At 28.2% G+C, this 15,077-nt stretch carries 13 protein-coding genes and 1 riboswitch; of the genes, 4 read left to right on the plus strand and 9 right to left on the minus strand.

Features of this window, described 5'->3' with window-relative positions:
- Positions 1–11: 11 nt before the first annotated feature.
- The 4 genes from AC2A4K_RS10485 to AC2A4K_RS10500 all read right to left on the minus strand — a co-directional run bounded on the left by AC2A4K_RS10485 (position 12) and on the right by AC2A4K_RS10500 (position 4,530).
- On the minus strand, positions 12–983 hold the full coding sequence (locus AC2A4K_RS10485; RefSeq protein ID WP_322502438.1) for a YkvA family protein: 972 nt from the start codon (positions 981–983) through the stop codon (positions 12–14).
- 280 nt (positions 984–1,263) lie between these two features.
- Entirely contained in the window at positions 1,264–2,295 is a 1,032-nt protein-coding gene (locus tag AC2A4K_RS10490) for a rhomboid family intramembrane serine protease (RefSeq protein ID WP_322502439.1), read from the minus strand.
- Between the two features lie 16 nt (positions 2,296–2,311).
- Complete coding sequence (gene pepF, locus AC2A4K_RS10495; protein WP_322502440.1) at positions 2,312–4,111, minus strand: oligoendopeptidase F; 1,800 nt, start codon at positions 4,109–4,111, stop codon at positions 2,312–2,314.
- A gap of 20 nt (positions 4,112–4,131) precedes the next feature.
- Complete coding sequence (locus tag AC2A4K_RS10500) at positions 4,132–4,530, minus strand: DUF6762 family protein (RefSeq protein WP_322502441.1); 399 nt, start codon at positions 4,528–4,530, stop codon at positions 4,132–4,134.
- Between the two features lie 160 nt (positions 4,531–4,690).
- Here AC2A4K_RS10500 and AC2A4K_RS10505 point away from each other — a divergent pair, with 160 nt between their 5' ends.
- From AC2A4K_RS10505 to AC2A4K_RS10515, 3 genes are all read left to right on the plus strand, one after another.
- Positions 4,691–5,035 (plus strand): hypothetical protein, encoded by a 345-nt coding sequence (locus AC2A4K_RS10505; protein WP_322502442.1) that lies wholly within the window; start codon positions 4,691–4,693, stop codon positions 5,033–5,035.
- Between the two features lie 72 nt (positions 5,036–5,107).
- Complete coding sequence (locus tag AC2A4K_RS10510) at positions 5,108–5,776, plus strand: metal ABC transporter ATP-binding protein (protein WP_322502443.1); 669 nt, start codon at positions 5,108–5,110, stop codon at positions 5,774–5,776.
- Between the two features lie 17 nt (positions 5,777–5,793).
- On the plus strand, positions 5,794–6,603 hold the full coding sequence (locus AC2A4K_RS10515; RefSeq protein ID WP_322502444.1) for a metal ABC transporter permease: 810 nt from the start codon (positions 5,794–5,796) through the stop codon (positions 6,601–6,603).
- A 155-nt stretch (positions 6,604–6,758) separates the two neighbouring features.
- Here AC2A4K_RS10515 and AC2A4K_RS10520 read toward each other — a convergent pair whose 3' ends face one another.
- The 4 genes from AC2A4K_RS10520 to AC2A4K_RS10535 all read right to left on the minus strand — a co-directional run bounded on the left by AC2A4K_RS10520 (position 6,759) and on the right by AC2A4K_RS10535 (position 12,990).
- On the minus strand, positions 6,759–8,150 hold the full coding sequence (locus tag AC2A4K_RS10520) for an MATE family efflux transporter (RefSeq protein ID WP_322502445.1): 1,392 nt from the start codon (positions 8,148–8,150) through the stop codon (positions 6,759–6,761).
- Positions 8,151–8,318: 168 nt separating this feature from the next.
- Positions 8,319–10,742: an FN3 associated domain-containing protein gene (locus tag AC2A4K_RS10525; RefSeq protein WP_322502446.1), complete on the minus strand. Its 2,424-nt coding sequence runs from the start codon at positions 10,740–10,742 to the stop codon at positions 8,319–8,321.
- Positions 10,743–10,926: 184 nt separating this feature from the next.
- Positions 10,927–12,321 (minus strand): NCS2 family permease, encoded by a 1,395-nt coding sequence (locus tag AC2A4K_RS10530; RefSeq protein ID WP_322502447.1) that lies wholly within the window; start codon positions 12,319–12,321, stop codon positions 10,927–10,929.
- A 79-nt stretch (positions 12,322–12,400) separates the two neighbouring features.
- Positions 12,401–12,502: riboswitch (purine riboswitch) on the minus strand.
- Positions 12,503–12,579: 77 nt separating this feature from the next.
- Positions 12,580–12,990 carry a Fur family transcriptional regulator gene (locus tag AC2A4K_RS10535; RefSeq protein WP_322502448.1) on the minus strand — a complete coding sequence of 137 codons (411 nt, stop codon included), beginning with the start codon at positions 12,988–12,990 and terminating at the stop codon, positions 12,580–12,582.
- A 382-nt stretch (positions 12,991–13,372) separates the two neighbouring features.
- Between AC2A4K_RS10535 and AC2A4K_RS10540 the strand changes: the two genes are divergently transcribed.
- Positions 13,373–14,575 (plus strand): 6-phosphofructokinase, encoded by a 1,203-nt coding sequence (locus AC2A4K_RS10540; protein ID WP_322502449.1) that lies wholly within the window; start codon positions 13,373–13,375, stop codon positions 14,573–14,575.
- A gap of 59 nt (positions 14,576–14,634) precedes the next feature.
- Here AC2A4K_RS10540 and AC2A4K_RS10545 read toward each other — a convergent pair whose 3' ends face one another.
- Positions 14,635–15,000, minus strand: a complete 366-nt coding sequence (locus AC2A4K_RS10545; RefSeq protein ID WP_322502450.1) for a C-GCAxxG-C-C family protein — start codon at positions 14,998–15,000, stop codon at positions 14,635–14,637.
- Between the last annotated feature and the right edge of the window lie 77 nt (positions 15,001–15,077).

The following is a 15,077-nucleotide window of genomic DNA, read 5'->3' on the forward strand; positions in this document are numbered from 1 at the left end:
TTTTACTCCTTCTAATTACTTATTAAATCTATGACTTCATATATATTATCTAAGTTATTTGCTCCTGTAAATCCACTAAAGAAATCTACAGTTTTTCTTAAAATAACCACAAATTCATTTTTACCTTGCCAGTTCTCTAAAATAATATCTATATCTACATCATTTATTATTCTATTTAAAGCAAAAAATACAACACTTATGTCATCTAACGCTCCTATAAAAGGTATTTTATCTGGTAATATATCAAAAGGACAGCTTACATAAGCTAGAGAAGCACCTACTACAGCTTTAGTTTTAATTGGAACTCTACTATCTTTTAAAAGTCTAAATATTAAAGCTACTATATCTGGTATAAACATTATGTAATCCTTATAAGCCTGAGCTTTTTCTGGAATATGTTCAACTACATATTCTCTACTACTTGTGTACATATCCTCAACCTTTTGTACATCTATACTCATAATATAGTCATCATTTTTTTCTTCATGCTCAATTTCTTCTCTTACTTCAATTTCTAATGCTGGTTCTTTTACTTTTGAAAGCTCAACATCTATCTTTTCTAAGTTTACATTTAAAGTATTTTCTTGAATTTTTAAGTCTTTAAAGTTTAAATTTAAAAAAGGTATCTTATCTAGTATTGTTTTATAACTTATAAGTATTTTATCCTGTTTTACTAGTATTCCTTGATTTTTAAAACCTTTTAAAGCTATTTTAAGCCCTATCTTTCTAAAAGGCTTTAAAATTCCAACACTCATAAGTTTAGCCTTAGAAAATTCAATAACTAAGTTATCTCCTTCTAAGCCTAGAACATCTATTGTTGCCTTAAATCCCAGTGCAAGAATCTTTTTAAATACACCTTCCACTTCTATTTTATTATTTATTTTTAAACTCTTTATTTCTAATCCTTCTATTTTTACAAAATCATTAATAAAACTCATTAAATCATCTGCACTTAATTTTATGTCTATATTTGAAATTTGCAAAATACTTCTCTCCCTATCTACTTAATATTTAACCATCTTTTAGTATATCTTATTTACTTCTAATTTTAAAGGTAAATTATCCAATAGATTCCACTTACTAATATACTGTACTTTTCCCCATAACTTACCTTGGTAAAACTTATAGAATTAATTAGACTTATTTTTTTAACACTGTCTAATAATAATTGTTTCTAGTTAATGTATTAGAAACTTTAATTACTCCAAACCAAATATTATATACAAAAAATCCTCTGTTTTACTCACAGAGGATTTTGTATTTTTATTTATTTTTTATTACTTTATAATTATGGAAGAAAAGACCTAATATAGCTCCACCTATAAATCCACCAAAATGAGCTGATATATCTATGCCATTCATTGATAAACCAATAAATACATTTAATAATATAATAATTATTATATTGGTTACTAATCCCTTACCAATTCTATCTTTTTCATAAAAAGCAAAAACTAGGGCAGCGCCTAAAAGTCCAAATATTGCTCCTGAAGCTCCAACTCCCATAACTGGAGAGAAATATAAGCTAAATATACTAGCTAATATTCCTGATACAAAATAAATAACTAAGTATTTTTTTGCTCCATACACTCGTTCTATGAAGTCACCTAATATATATAAAGCATACATATTAAATAAAAGATGAATTATTCCAGCATGTAAGAACATAGATGTTATTAATCTGTAATACTGTCCTTGTAGAAGTATTGCATTATTATGCTTAGCACCCATCCAGTATAGAATTTGTGGATTTACACTTAACAAATTCTTGAAAAAGCCATCTCCTAAAACAGTAGCTACAATAAGACAAATTAAAAAAGCTAAGATATTTAAACCAATTAAAATACTTGTTACTTTTCCACATCTTATTTTCTTATACCACGGAATTTTAGGTTCTTCTTTCTTCTTTAATAAAAATTCTAATATTTTAACTAGAGGCTCAGAGCTTCTATCACTTTTTAAAACTTCCTTTTTTTGAGCATCAACAATTATTCTATGACAATTCTTATCTATAGAAAAATCATCTTCCTCTCCTTCAGCACTATTATAGTTTTTATAAAGAATTATATTATGAAGAGAATAAGGTTTATCTAAACTCTTTAAATAATCTTCTGCTATTTTAAAATTCTCATCTTCTTCATAAGACTTAGATATTATAACAGCATACTTTCCTTCATTATTAACAGTTTTTATAGCTATCCATAATTCTTTATTATTTTCTCCTTTTAGATTTTCTACATAAAAACCATAATTATTTATTAGTAAATTGAAATAATCTTGCTCAAATCTACTCATAGCCTCTCCTCATTTTCTAAATTATTTCTTCTAACATATCTAAAAGTTCATTAAATCTATCTAAAGTATCTTTAAGAGGTTTAGAAGTTGTCATATCTACTCCTGCCATTTTCAATGTATCTATAGGATACATTGATCCTCCAGCTTTTAAGAAACTCTTATATTTTTCAACAGCTTCTTCTCCTTCTGTAAGTATTGAATTTGCAAAGGATGCTGCTGCTGCATATCCTGTGGCATATTGATATACATAGAAATCAGAATAAAAGTGAGGTATTCTAGCCCATTCTATAGAAATTTCTTCATCTACAATCATATCTTCTCCAAAATATTTCACATTTATATCTTTCCACATTTTGCATAAGTCTTCTGAAGTAAGAGATTCTCCATTTTCAATAGCTTCATGAGTCTTAAGTTCAAAATCTGCAAACATTAATTGTCTAAATACAGTTGTTCTTATTTGCTCTAACTCTTGATTTATTAGGTATAATTTTTTATTCTTATCCTTTTCATTTTCTATTAAATGATGTATAAGTAATATTTCATTTGTTGTTGAGGCAACCTCTGCACAGAAAAGGCTATAATCCCCATATATATAAGGTTGTGTTTTTCTAGTATAGTAAGAATGAATTGAATGCCCCATTTCATGAGCTAAAGTTGAAGCATCATTTAACTCATAATTATAGTTTAAAAGAACATATGGCATCGTATCGTATGTTCCCCATGAGTAAGCTCCACTTCTCTTACCTTTGTTTTCATATACATCTATCCATCCTTCATTTATTCCTTCATTGAATATATCTAAATATTCTTTTCCTAAAGGCTTTAATCCTTCCTCAACTAAATTTATAGCATCCTTATATTCTAAATTTTCTTTTTCAGATTCTATAACTGGAACATATAAATCATACATATGCATTTCATCTAAATTAAGTAGTTTCTTCTTTATTCCAACATATCTATGAAGAGCCTCAATATTTTCATCCACTGTTTTTAAAGCATTATAATATACCTCTACTGGAATATTGTTAGGCTTTAAAGAAGCTTCTAAAGAACTATTATATTTTCTTGTTTTGCTTTCAAAAACAAAATTCTTTATGGAACTAGCTAAACTTGTTGCTAATGTATTTTCATATTTTTTATATGTTCCAAATAAAAGTTTAAATGCATCTTCTCTTACTCTTCTATTTTTACTCTTTATAAAAGAACTATAGTTACCTTCACTTAATTCTACTTTAGCACCATTTTCATCAGTTATTTCTCCAAAAGTTATATCCGAATTGGTAAGCATTGAATATATACTTTCTGCTGCTCCTAAACAATCTGAAACTGATGCTAAAACTGCCTCTACCTCTTTTGATAATATATGTGGTTTTTCCTTTAATATCATTTCAAAATATATTTTATATTTCTCTAAATCTTTATCTTCCTTTATGAAGCCTTCAATTGTTCCTTCTTTTAAACTTAGTATTTCTGGAACAAAATAAGCAGTATAACTTGAAAATTCTGCTGAATATGGATCTATTTTATTTACTAGAGTCTGCATTTCAGAGTTAGATGTATCCTCATGGCTTCTCATATGTGCATAAACATATAACTTTCCAAGCTTCCTACTTAATTCTTCATTTAATGCAAGAAACGCTTTTAAGTCTTCTTTATTTCCAAGTTTGCCCTCAAATTCTTTTAATCTTGGAGCTTCATTTTTTAATTGATTTAATTCCTCATTCCAAAGAGTTGGAGTTTCATAAATTTTATCAATTCTCCACTTATCACTTTCTGGAATTTCCTCTCTTCTTCTAAGCTTTTTAACCTCACTCATTATAATTCTCCTTTCAACTATTATTTATAATCTTCTTCTTTACCCTTTATATCCTCAAACACCTTATTCATATGTTCATTTATGATTGAGCAAACCTCATTTAAAACTGCTCTCATTTCCTCATGTTCATCATCAAACTTAAATTTAACCACCCAAGTTGGATTATATTCTTCATCAAACTCTTCTACTATATATCCTAATGAAGTAAGAGCCTCCACATTAAACAAATCATATATTGCTGAAAATTCCCATTCTTCAACATCTTTATCAGTATCAAAAAATAGACTTACATCTCCATCTATGCAATATAATTTTTTAACATAATTAGTTCCATCTCCAACGGAATAACTTCCTAATTCTCCTTTTATAGCTCCACTTTCTTTATCTTTTTCCATTATAACTAATGAAGAAAAATCCATACTATCTCATCCTTTCCTGTTTTGTCATATATACTAATTATAAATTTTCTTTTTATATTTTCAAGTGTATATATAACATATATAAATAATGTAACATTTCTACTCTTTATACATTTGTAAAATTATGGTAATATACTTCTATATATCATTATAAATAGAGGTGATTTTTTTGAATAAATTTTTACTTAGACGCATAATTTTAGCAATATCTTTATTTTTTATAATTATATTTTCAAGTGCTTTTATTATTAATAAAATTTATGTTAAACAAAAGTGTAAAGATTTATACTTCGCTACTGAACATTTAACCACCAAAGGAAATATGGAAAATAGTCTTTTAAGAATTGAAAACTTCGAACTATCCTTTTTAGATGAAGATATAGCTGTTGTGCAAATTAATGGACTAAGCTATGAAAAGCCTCGTAAATCAATTTCTTGCAATGCATACTTTGAAAAAAACAAAAATTCTATTTGGAATTTAAAGAGAATTGAGAGGCTAACTTAAAATGCAAATTATTTGCACTTACCTCAAAATCAATGTATAATTTATTTAGAATTATACTAGGAGTGATACAATTTGATAAAAATAAATAATCTTTCCTTTTCCTATAGTGGTAAAAAGCCCTATCAACTTGATGATATAAACTTATCTTTGCCTAAAAATGAGTTTATTTCAATAGTAGGAGAAAATGGAAGTTCTAAAACTACTCTTTTAAAGCTTCTTTTAGGATATTTAAAACCTATTAAAGGGAATATTGAAATAAATTTAAATAGTGTTGGGTATGTTCCTCAAAAAGTTGATAACTTCAACTCTCAATTTTCTATCACAGTTTATGAAATATTAAAAATACATTTAAAAACTCTAAAAATAAAAGACAAAGGCGAAATAGACAGAGTTCTTTCAGCTGTTAATATGCTAGATTTTAAAAATAGATTAATAGGTTCTCTTTCTGGTGGTCAACAGCAAAGGGTTTTTATAGCAAGAGCTTTAATTGGTCATCCAGATATATTAATACTAGATGAACCATCTACAGGAATAGATGAAAAAACTCAAAAAGATATATATGAACTTATTTATAAATTAAACAAAGAGAAAAAAATGACTATTATATGCGTCGAACACAATATAAGAAAATCTCTTAAATATTCATCATATATTCTTGAATTAAAAAATGCACATGCTACTTTATTTAAAACTGATGAATATATAAAAAAACTTAATAAAATGAATAATGAATTTATATAGAAAGGGCTCTTTAAAACATGTCTATTATACAAAATATGTTTCAATTTGAATTTATGCGTAATGCATTTATGGCTGGATTTATAATATCTCTTCTATGCCCATGCATAGGACTTTTTCTTGTCTTAAAGAGATATTCAATGATAGGGGATACTCTTTCTCACTCATCCTTTGCTGGAGTTGCAATTGGATTAGTATTTGGCGTTAACCCTCTTTTAACAGCCTTTGTATTCACTACTATTTGTGCATTACTTATAGAAGTGTTAAGAAATTATTATAAGAAATATGCAGAATTATCTATGTCTATTATACTTACTTTTAGTTTAGGTTTGGCCTTAATATTAGTTAGTAGCGGTAAGTCTAGTACAACAGTTAACTCATTTTTATTTGGAAGCATACTAACTGTCTCAAGAACTGACTTAATAATTATAGCCTTAGTTTCCTTACTTTGCTTCATAGGTATATTTTCATTATATAACAAGCTAGTTTATACTACCTTTGATGAAGAAGGAGCTAAAGTTGCCGGAATAAACACTAAACTTATAAATTATATTTTTACAATTATAGTAGGAGCTACTATTTCTGTTTCAATTAGAGTTATGGGAATATTAGTTATCTCTTCAATAATCGTTATACCAGCTGCAACAGCAATGCAATTTAAAAAAGGCTTTACTAAATCTCTTATTATATCAATGATAATAGGAGTTATAGATGTTTTAAGTGGTTTAATCTTAGCTTCTCTATTTGATTTAGCTCCAGGAGGAACCATAGCTTTAACATCTGTAATAGTTCTTATATTTGCATTACTTTTAAACAGAAAAAAATTATAAAATGAATTTAATAATTATAATAAACAAAAAGTCTATAAGTAGATATTAAAAATATCTTACTTATAGACTTTTCTTTTAATCTTTAATTATGGTTTAGAATAGTTTTAATCTTAATCACTCTTTTGATACCACTTTAAATTTATCAAGCTTTAAAACTACATACTTATATGCTCTAATTCATTATCATCTTTATAGACTTTAAAAAGTTTATTCTTCTTATAAAGATATCTATATATAGCATATACCACTACTCCCTTTAAAGCTCCAGTTATGGTTATAGCCCACCAAATTCCATCTAAACCTAAGAATTCTGGTTTACACAAAATATAAGCCATTGGTATTCTCGCCCCAGTTAGCAATATACTAATTATTGAAGGTATATATGTTCTTCCTAATCCATTAAAGGCTCCTGTTGTTGTTATTTCCACACAAACAAGAATCTGACAATAGCCAAGTATTCTTAAATAAACAGTTCCCTGTTCTATAGCCTGTGCCTCTGGTATAAATATTCTAAAAATCTCTTCTCCAAAGAAAATTAATATAGCTGAAGCAAAAACTCCTACTACAAGAGAAATCACCATGGTTATATTAAACCCTTTTGTTATTCTCTTTAACTTGCCTGCTCCATAGTTTTGACCTACAAAACTACTTAAAGCAGTAGAGATTCCTCCTGCTGTCATCCAAGCAATCGCTTCAACCTGTGATCCTACTTTTTGAACCGCTATAGGAACAGGCCCAAAGACAGCTACTATTTTTCCTATAAACATTGAAAAAACAGTAAATAATCCACTTTGAAGAGCTGCCGGTAATCCAATATGAACTAGTGTTTTCATACAATTTATATTTATTCCACTAAATAAATTTATTTTTAAATATTCAGCCTTACTCTTTATCATTATATATAAGAAACTAAGTGTAACTATAGCCTGTGCTATGACAGTTGCAAGAGCTGCACCTAAAACACCCATTTCTGGGAATATTCCTATTCCAAATATTAATACTGGATCAAATACTATATTAAATATTAACCCTATTGTATTTGCAATAAAAGGAGTTCTACTGTCTCCTGAACCTGTAAATACCGCTGTGAATACAGGATTTAAAAAATTAAATATCATTCCTAAAGCAACAGCAATCAAATAGGTCTCAGCCATATTTATAACCTCTGTATCACCTAAATTAAAAAATCCTATTAATTCACTATTAAATAAAAGCAGTATTATTGAATACAAAATAGCTAGTATAATATTAATTTGAAATGCACTCTTTATATAATCCTTTGTACTTTCAATATCATGTCTTCCTAAACTCTGTGCAACTTTAATCTCGGCTCCTACTTTAGAAATCATTACAAAAGCCATACCAAGCCATGGAAAGAATCCAGCTGTTCCAACAGCTGCTACAGCATTACTTCCTATTCTACCAACCCAGAGCATATCAGCCATACTATAAGCCATTTGTATGAAAGAAGTTGCCATAATTGGTATTGAAAGTTTTATAAGGTTGCTTGTTATTTTCCCTTCTGTTAAGTCAATTCTCTTGTCCATTTTTCCCCCTGTGTACCTCAAAAAATTTATTCTTACACATTATAATTCATATTATATTTAATCTAAATATATAAAATTATTTTATACAAAATAATTTTAATTTGTTTTTTATATATATTTTTTAGTTAAGAATTTAGAAAAAGTCTTCCATCTGATTTAAAATATCTTTTATAATACAGTAATTTGGTCTACAAACATGAATGTTGGTCCTTCTCCCGGCATTATGCTCCATGGTGGACATACCTCTTCATTTTTAGCAAATATCTTAATATATCTAGCTTTACTCTCTTTACTTGCCACAATGTCTTTTTTTCCAACCTCTTCTCTCTTTTCACTACTATCTTTTTCTTCTCTTTTTAAAAGAGAAAATTCTCTTCCATCTATTGAAGAATAAAATTCTACGAACTTAGGATAATAAATCCAGGCCCTTGTATCTTGTAAAAAGCCTACCATAACCTCCTTAATATCTTTTATTTCTCCTAAGTCAACTATCACCTCCATATCTTCAGTATATCCAAGCCATCTTCCATCAGTATAATGTAAACTTCCTTTTTGTCCATCAATCAAATCATAAACTCCATTTTTATTGTACATATAATGATTCGTAGGATTTGTTAATCCCTTAATATCAACTATTGGTAAAGTAACATATATTCTACTTTCAACTGTATTGCTTGGCTTATATCCTTCTTTAAAAACTTTTGCCTTTATAAAAGCTCTATCATCAACAACTATTGGCTCCTTATATAAGATAGAGTTCTCATTTGGCTCACTTCCATCTAATGTATATCTAATCTCTCCTTTTTTATCCTTTTTTCCTAAAAGAATTTCCTGAGAGAAAGGTTTATTCATTAATAAAGTGTCAACATTTACAATAGGTCTAAAAGCTCTTAACTTAACTTTATTAGTTTTATTATATCTCTTATATTCTGGTATATATCCATCTATTTCCTCTCTATTTTTTAAATATTCATCATTAAAAAACTCCTTTTCCTTAGTTATTTTATTAGTTGTATTTAAGTCAATAATAACTTCACCATGATCAGAAGTTATCAATATTTTAGAATCCTCATCTATTGTAAACTCACCCTTAATTAAAGAAACTTTATACTTAAAATTATTGTGTTCACATAAAATTGTATTTGAATTTAATTCCTTAAGAACCGGTAAAGTATTTAAACTAACCATATATTTTTCATTAGACTTCACATTAAAATTAATCTTAATCTTATCTTCTTTACAAAGTATTCTTATCTCCTCATCTTCATGAATCTGCCATAAAATTTCACATTCTGCCTCTCCCATGGACTTAAAGTTTAAATATTTCCCTTCCACTTTTTCATATACACCAATTCTTTTTGCTTTAACAAAACTTATTTCAGGTCTTTCATCTATTTCATTTTTCCAATAATGTGGTCTCATTAAAGGCAAAGCATCAAATATACTTTCATTACTATTTAGTGAATTCTCATAATATCTAGATTTATAGTTCTCATTGAATAAATGTATATCCCTTATGCTTAAAACATTGTTTTCAAATAAAAAACTACTTCTATAAAATCTACTGTTATACCATAAAGTTTTCATATTATAAGTATTCCAGTCCTTTTTAGCTCCAAATGTAGTTGGAGGTGTTAACCTGTATTTTTTCTTATACCAAAGGGCACTTTCCACCAAAGTTTCAACCCTAACTTTCTTCTCCTTTTCTAATTTTAAAATTTGTTCTATTTGAACTTCATACCCCTTATACATGGTATTCCATAAGAATGTATTCTCTTGTCCTACTTGAGCATAAGAAAAACCTAAAACTTCTTCATCAGTTAAACACTCAAAAAACCAATCTACCCACTCTTTACTTTGTCCAATTATCCACGCTGGCTCTAATGTATGAACTCCTTTTAATTCTTGGCGTAATCCTTCTTCAAAATTATATATTGGATCTGGTCCTAAAAGCCTAAATAAAGGTAAATCTAATTGCATTTCCTTGTTTTGAGCTGGAATATATTCATTTAATTTACTCGGATAATAAGCTTGATTAAAATATCCACCCCAAAGAGTAAAACCATCAGTTCCTATTTGATCTCTACAAATAGCTCCTCCTATCACCCCATATTTCTCCTTTAAATAATTTAAAGTTCTTATATCTATAACCCAAGAACCTACTGTCTTAGGATAATACCCGAATATATCTTTAAAATCTTTCATATAAGCATCGACCATTTTAATTCTATCCTCTGGACTATATCCTAGTGAATATCCTTTATCAACGTGATCATCAATAGGAGTTTCTCCCTTCCAGATTACTCCTGCTTTATTCGCTAATTCCTCTGTTATTTCCCACCATGCTCCAACTTCATCATATTCATCTATAGAATCTTTTATAAGGTTTACAAACCTTTCGTCCATTAAAGCATCATGTTTTAATGCATATGTTGCTGGAAAACCATATTGCTTTATTAATTCAATTTCTTGAACTACTGTTTGAAAATCATCCTCAACGAACTCTCCACTTGGATAAACCGTTTTTCTTATGAAATTATATATATTTACTATAGTTAAATTATTATTCTTTTTCCTCTCAAACTTTATCATATAATAATCACCCCTTTTCACCTCATTTTAAGTAATCTAATCACTTTAAACAATGAACAAATTTTAGTTTTTATTAAGATTTTCTTTATAATTTCTTTTTTGTGAGTTTATACAATTCAATAAAAAAAGCTATGAAATAATGAATATTTTCATCCATTACTTCATAGCTTATTTATTTTATTATTTAATCTGGCATTAATATAAATCTAAGAATAAATAAAAATGCGAATATGTATATAACCTTATGAACTTCCTTTCCTTTTCCAGTTACAACTTTCATAATTGGATAGAAAATCATTCCTATAGCGATTCCATTTGCTATAGAATATGTAAATGGCATCATAGCTACTGTGAAGAATGCAGGTACAGCCTCTGTAAAATCTGAAAAATCTATTTGAGTTATAGCTCCCATCATTAATACTCCAACTATTATTAATGCTGGTGCAGTTGCACTTTGTGGTACAATTCCTATTATTCCACTAAAGAATAGAGAAACTACTAATAATATACTTACAATTACATTAGATAATCCTGTTCTTGCTCCAGCTGATATACCTGCTGCAGATTCTACAACTGTTGCTAATGTAGTTGTACCAAGCATAGCTCCTATTGTTGTTCCAACAGCATCAGATGCTAGAGCTTTTCTTAAATTTTTAACTTGTCCATTTTCATCTATCATTCCTGAGCTTTGAGCTGTTCCAACTAAAGTTCCTATAGTATCAAATAAATCTACTAAGCTTAAAGTTATTACAACCATGAATATTGTAAGAAGTGCTTCCAAAATGCTATTTCCATTACTTGTTAAAAGTCCTTTTATATCCATTGCAAAAAATGTATTTCCTATGTTAGGTAAAGAAAATAGCTTCATTCCAATTAAATTAGTAATTCCCATTGGTATTCCTATTATAGTAGTTATTATTATTCCTAAAAGCATTCCACCAGTTACCTTTCTAGCAACTAGTATAGCCGTTATTATAATACCGATTATTGTAAGTAAAACATATTTATCTGTAAAATCCCCAAAGGCTACTAATGTTGCTGGATTTGCAACTATAATTCCCCCACTCTTTAAGCCTATTAAAGCTACAAAAAGCCCTATTCCTGCTGTTATTGCAAACTTAAGATTCTCTGGAATTGCTTGTACTATTTTTTCTCTTATTGAAGTAAGAGTAATTATTATAAATAAAAGACCTGAAATAAATACAGCTGCTAATCCTTCTTGCCAAGAAAAATCTAATTTTATACATATGTTATAAGCAAAGAATGATACTAATCCTAAACCTGGTGTTAATACAAAAGGTAAATTAGCATAAAAGGCCATTACTAACGTACCTATAGCAGCCGCTATACATACTGAAGCAAAAGCAGAAGCTATTATAGGATCACCTGCCATAGTTAAATTAGCTGCGGCATCCCCTTTAACTCCTAAAGAATTCATACCTCCAATTTTAAGAATGTTCGGAATAACTAATAATGCATAAGCAAAAGTAACAAAAGTAGTTAACCCTCCTATAACTTCTGTTTTTACATTAGTCTTGTTCTCCTTCAGCTTGAAAATCTTCTCTAATAAGCTCTTCATTTGTTTCTCCTTTCTGAATCTTTTAATATGCAAAAAAAAATTAGTATTGATTTAGGTAAATCAATACTAATTTTGATCATTAATATGCCGATTTACCCATAGCGAGAATATTTACGGTTATCTCGTAGAAACATCTGAACCCTATTTTCAGAAATATATGGGGAATATTTTTAATTTATTATTAATGATTATACGTACTTATTTTCTTTTTGTAAACACTTTATTTAAAAGTAGTTTTTCCCAAAGCTGACTACTATTCTATTTTTTATTTTCATCAATACATTCTTCGCATATACCTTTTAAAGTTAAATTGTGCTCTTTAATCTTAAAGCCTGTTTGATTTCTCAAAAGCTCCTCAACCTGTTGCATTGGACATGGAACTTCTATTTCCTTATGACATAAATCGCACTCTAAAATATGTTTATGAATGTTTTTATCTTTTAACTTGTAAGAACTTTTTCCATCGCCTAATTCAAATCTATCTATTAAATCTTTTTCTAAAAACACTTCTAAAGTTCTGTATACTGTAGATAAATTTATATCAGTGCACTTACTATATATATAATCGGCAGTAATACTTCTATCACTTTCCTTCAATAAATCATATATTAATAATCTAGCTTTGGTAATCTTTACTCCCTTAACCTTAAATATTTCTTTTACTTCCATAACAATCTCCTAAACAAATATTTAAATCATTATTATAAATTATATCACATTAAAAATACTTGAATAACAATATATTTATAAATTCTTTTTAATACTCCCTATTTCGAAAGAAAACATTTTCATTTGTGATATTCTATTTATTAAATAGTATACCCTATTAACATTTAGTATAAAACCCTTGAAACCTTAGTAATTTCAACACTTAAATATATATATATGATTTTATTTATAAAAAAACTATAATTTTTTTTGCATTTTTCACTTTATTTTTTAATAAACATAGTGTATATTAATAAATAGAGTATGACATTAGACGAAATAGTATAGCACATTTAGTTTTTCTAAGGACTAATGCGTTTAACATAAAGGGGAGATTTTTTAAATGAATTGTATTATAGCTCAATCTGGTGGTCCAACTTCAGTAATAAACTCAAGCGTTTATGGATTGGTTAAGGCTAACAACGAACTAAAATTATATGATAATGTTTATGGTGGATTAAATGGAATAGAAGGTATATTAAATAAAACCATAATAAATCTTTCAGAACTTGATGATTTTCAATTAGAAAGATTCAAGAATTCACCTGCATCTGGTTTAGGTTCTTGTAGATACAAATTAAAACCACTACAGGAAAGTGAAGAAGAATATTTAAAACTTCTTGAAATATTAAATTCACTTGATATAAAAGCTTTCTTCTACGTAGGTGGAAATGACTCCATGGATACAACAGCCAAATTAAATGCTTATGCAAAGGCTAAAAATATAGATATAAAATTCTTTGGAATTCCAAAGACAATAGATAATGATTTAATGCACACAGATCATACACCTGGTTTTGGTAGCGCCGCAAAATTTATATCTACAGCTGTTTTAGAAACTTATTTAGACTCAAAAGTTTATACTAACAATGGAATTTTCATAGTTGAAACTATGGGAAGAGATACAGGTTGGTTAGCAGCCGCTGGTGCTTTAGCAACTATAAACGGAGTTCAATGTGCTGACCTAGTATATTTACCTGAAAGAGCGTTTTCAGTACAAAGCTTTTTAACTGACGTAGCTAGAATATTTAAAGAAAAGAAACATGTGTATATAGTAGCTTCTGAAGGATTAAAAAATGAAAATGGAAAGTTTCTTACTGAAACTGCAGCAAATGGAGATTCATTTGGACATGCTCAATTAGGTGGTGTAGGAGCTTACTTAAAGAACTTAATAATTCAAGCTAGTATAACAAACAGAGTTAAATCTTTAGAGCTTAATACTTTACAAAGATGTGCTATGCACTCTTCATCACAAATAGATGTAAATGAAGCTGTAATGGTAGGACAAGCCGCTTTAGAAGCTTCTACTACTTCTGAAGGTGGATATATGGTAGCAATAAAGAGAGAATCTTCATTCCCATATAAGAGCTCTACTTTCTTAATTGAAGCAGATAAAGTAGCTAATAATATAAAATACTTCCCAACTGAATGGATAAACTCAGAATGTAATAATATTACTGAAGAAGGTTTATCATACCTTAAACCTTTAATTAGCGATTTCGAGGATAGAGATTCTCTTCCTCTTTATCATAGTTTTGTTTTATAGATATTATTTTACTCAAATTACCCACATTTAATAAAAGACATGCATTAGATGCATGTCTTTTATTTTTCTTTAAGTACATCCTTTAATGTCTCATATGAAAAATCTATTATTTCTGCACAACTTACCTTATTCTTTTTTAAATCTAAACAAATTTCTGAATTAAACTCTTCTCTTATTCTATTTATAAGTTCTCTTGAATAAGTTCTTGCCTCATTCTTTTCTTCATTGCTTTCTCTTCCTTTTATAAATCCAATAGCTACTACTGCCCCATTAACAGCTCCACATAAGCTTCCAACAGTTATACCAGTTCCCATACCACTTCCTAAAGCAACAGGTATATCCTTATTAAATTCCTCATTATAAGACTTTATTATAGCCTCTGCACATGTATATCCTTCTTTATGATATTCTGATGGTTTTTTCATATCTATTCTCCTTGCTTTTTAAATTTACTTATATGATTATAATATCAAAAAAACCATTTAATTTCTGTGATTTTTTC

The organism is Clostridium sp. LIBA-8841 (assembly GCF_057782475.1).

Excerpts from the sequence above, each read along its gene's own strand:
- AC2A4K_RS10525 (WP_322502446.1), bottom strand. The coding sequence starts at position 10,742 with ATGATAAAGTTTGAGAGGAAAAAGAATAATAATTTAACTATAGTAAAT.
- AC2A4K_RS10545 (WP_322502450.1), bottom strand. The coding sequence starts at position 15,000 with ATGAAAAAACCATCAGAATATCATAAAGAAGGATATACATGTGCAGAG.
- AC2A4K_RS10515 (WP_322502444.1), top strand. The coding sequence starts at position 5,794 with ATGTCTATTATACAAAATATGTTTCAATTTGAATTTATGCGTAATGCA.
- AC2A4K_RS10490 (WP_322502439.1), bottom strand. The coding sequence starts at position 2,295 with ATGAGTAGATTTGAGCAAGATTATTTCAATTTACTAATAAATAATTAT.
- AC2A4K_RS10520 (WP_322502445.1), bottom strand. The coding sequence starts at position 8,150 with ATGGACAAGAGAATTGACTTAACAGAAGGGAAAATAACAAGCAACCTT.
- pepF (WP_322502440.1), bottom strand. The coding sequence starts at position 4,111 with ATGAGTGAGGTTAAAAAGCTTAGAAGAAGAGAGGAAATTCCAGAAAGT.
- AC2A4K_RS10535 (WP_322502448.1), bottom strand. The coding sequence starts at position 12,990 with ATGGAAGTAAAAGAAATATTTAAGGTTAAGGGAGTAAAGATTACCAAA.
- AC2A4K_RS10540 (WP_322502449.1), top strand. The coding sequence starts at position 13,373 with ATGAATTGTATTATAGCTCAATCTGGTGGTCCAACTTCAGTAATAAAC.
- AC2A4K_RS10500 (WP_322502441.1), bottom strand. The coding sequence starts at position 4,530 with ATGGATTTTTCTTCATTAGTTATAATGGAAAAAGATAAAGAAAGTGGA.
- AC2A4K_RS10530 (WP_322502447.1), bottom strand. The coding sequence starts at position 12,321 with ATGAAGAGCTTATTAGAGAAGATTTTCAAGCTGAAGGAGAACAAGACT.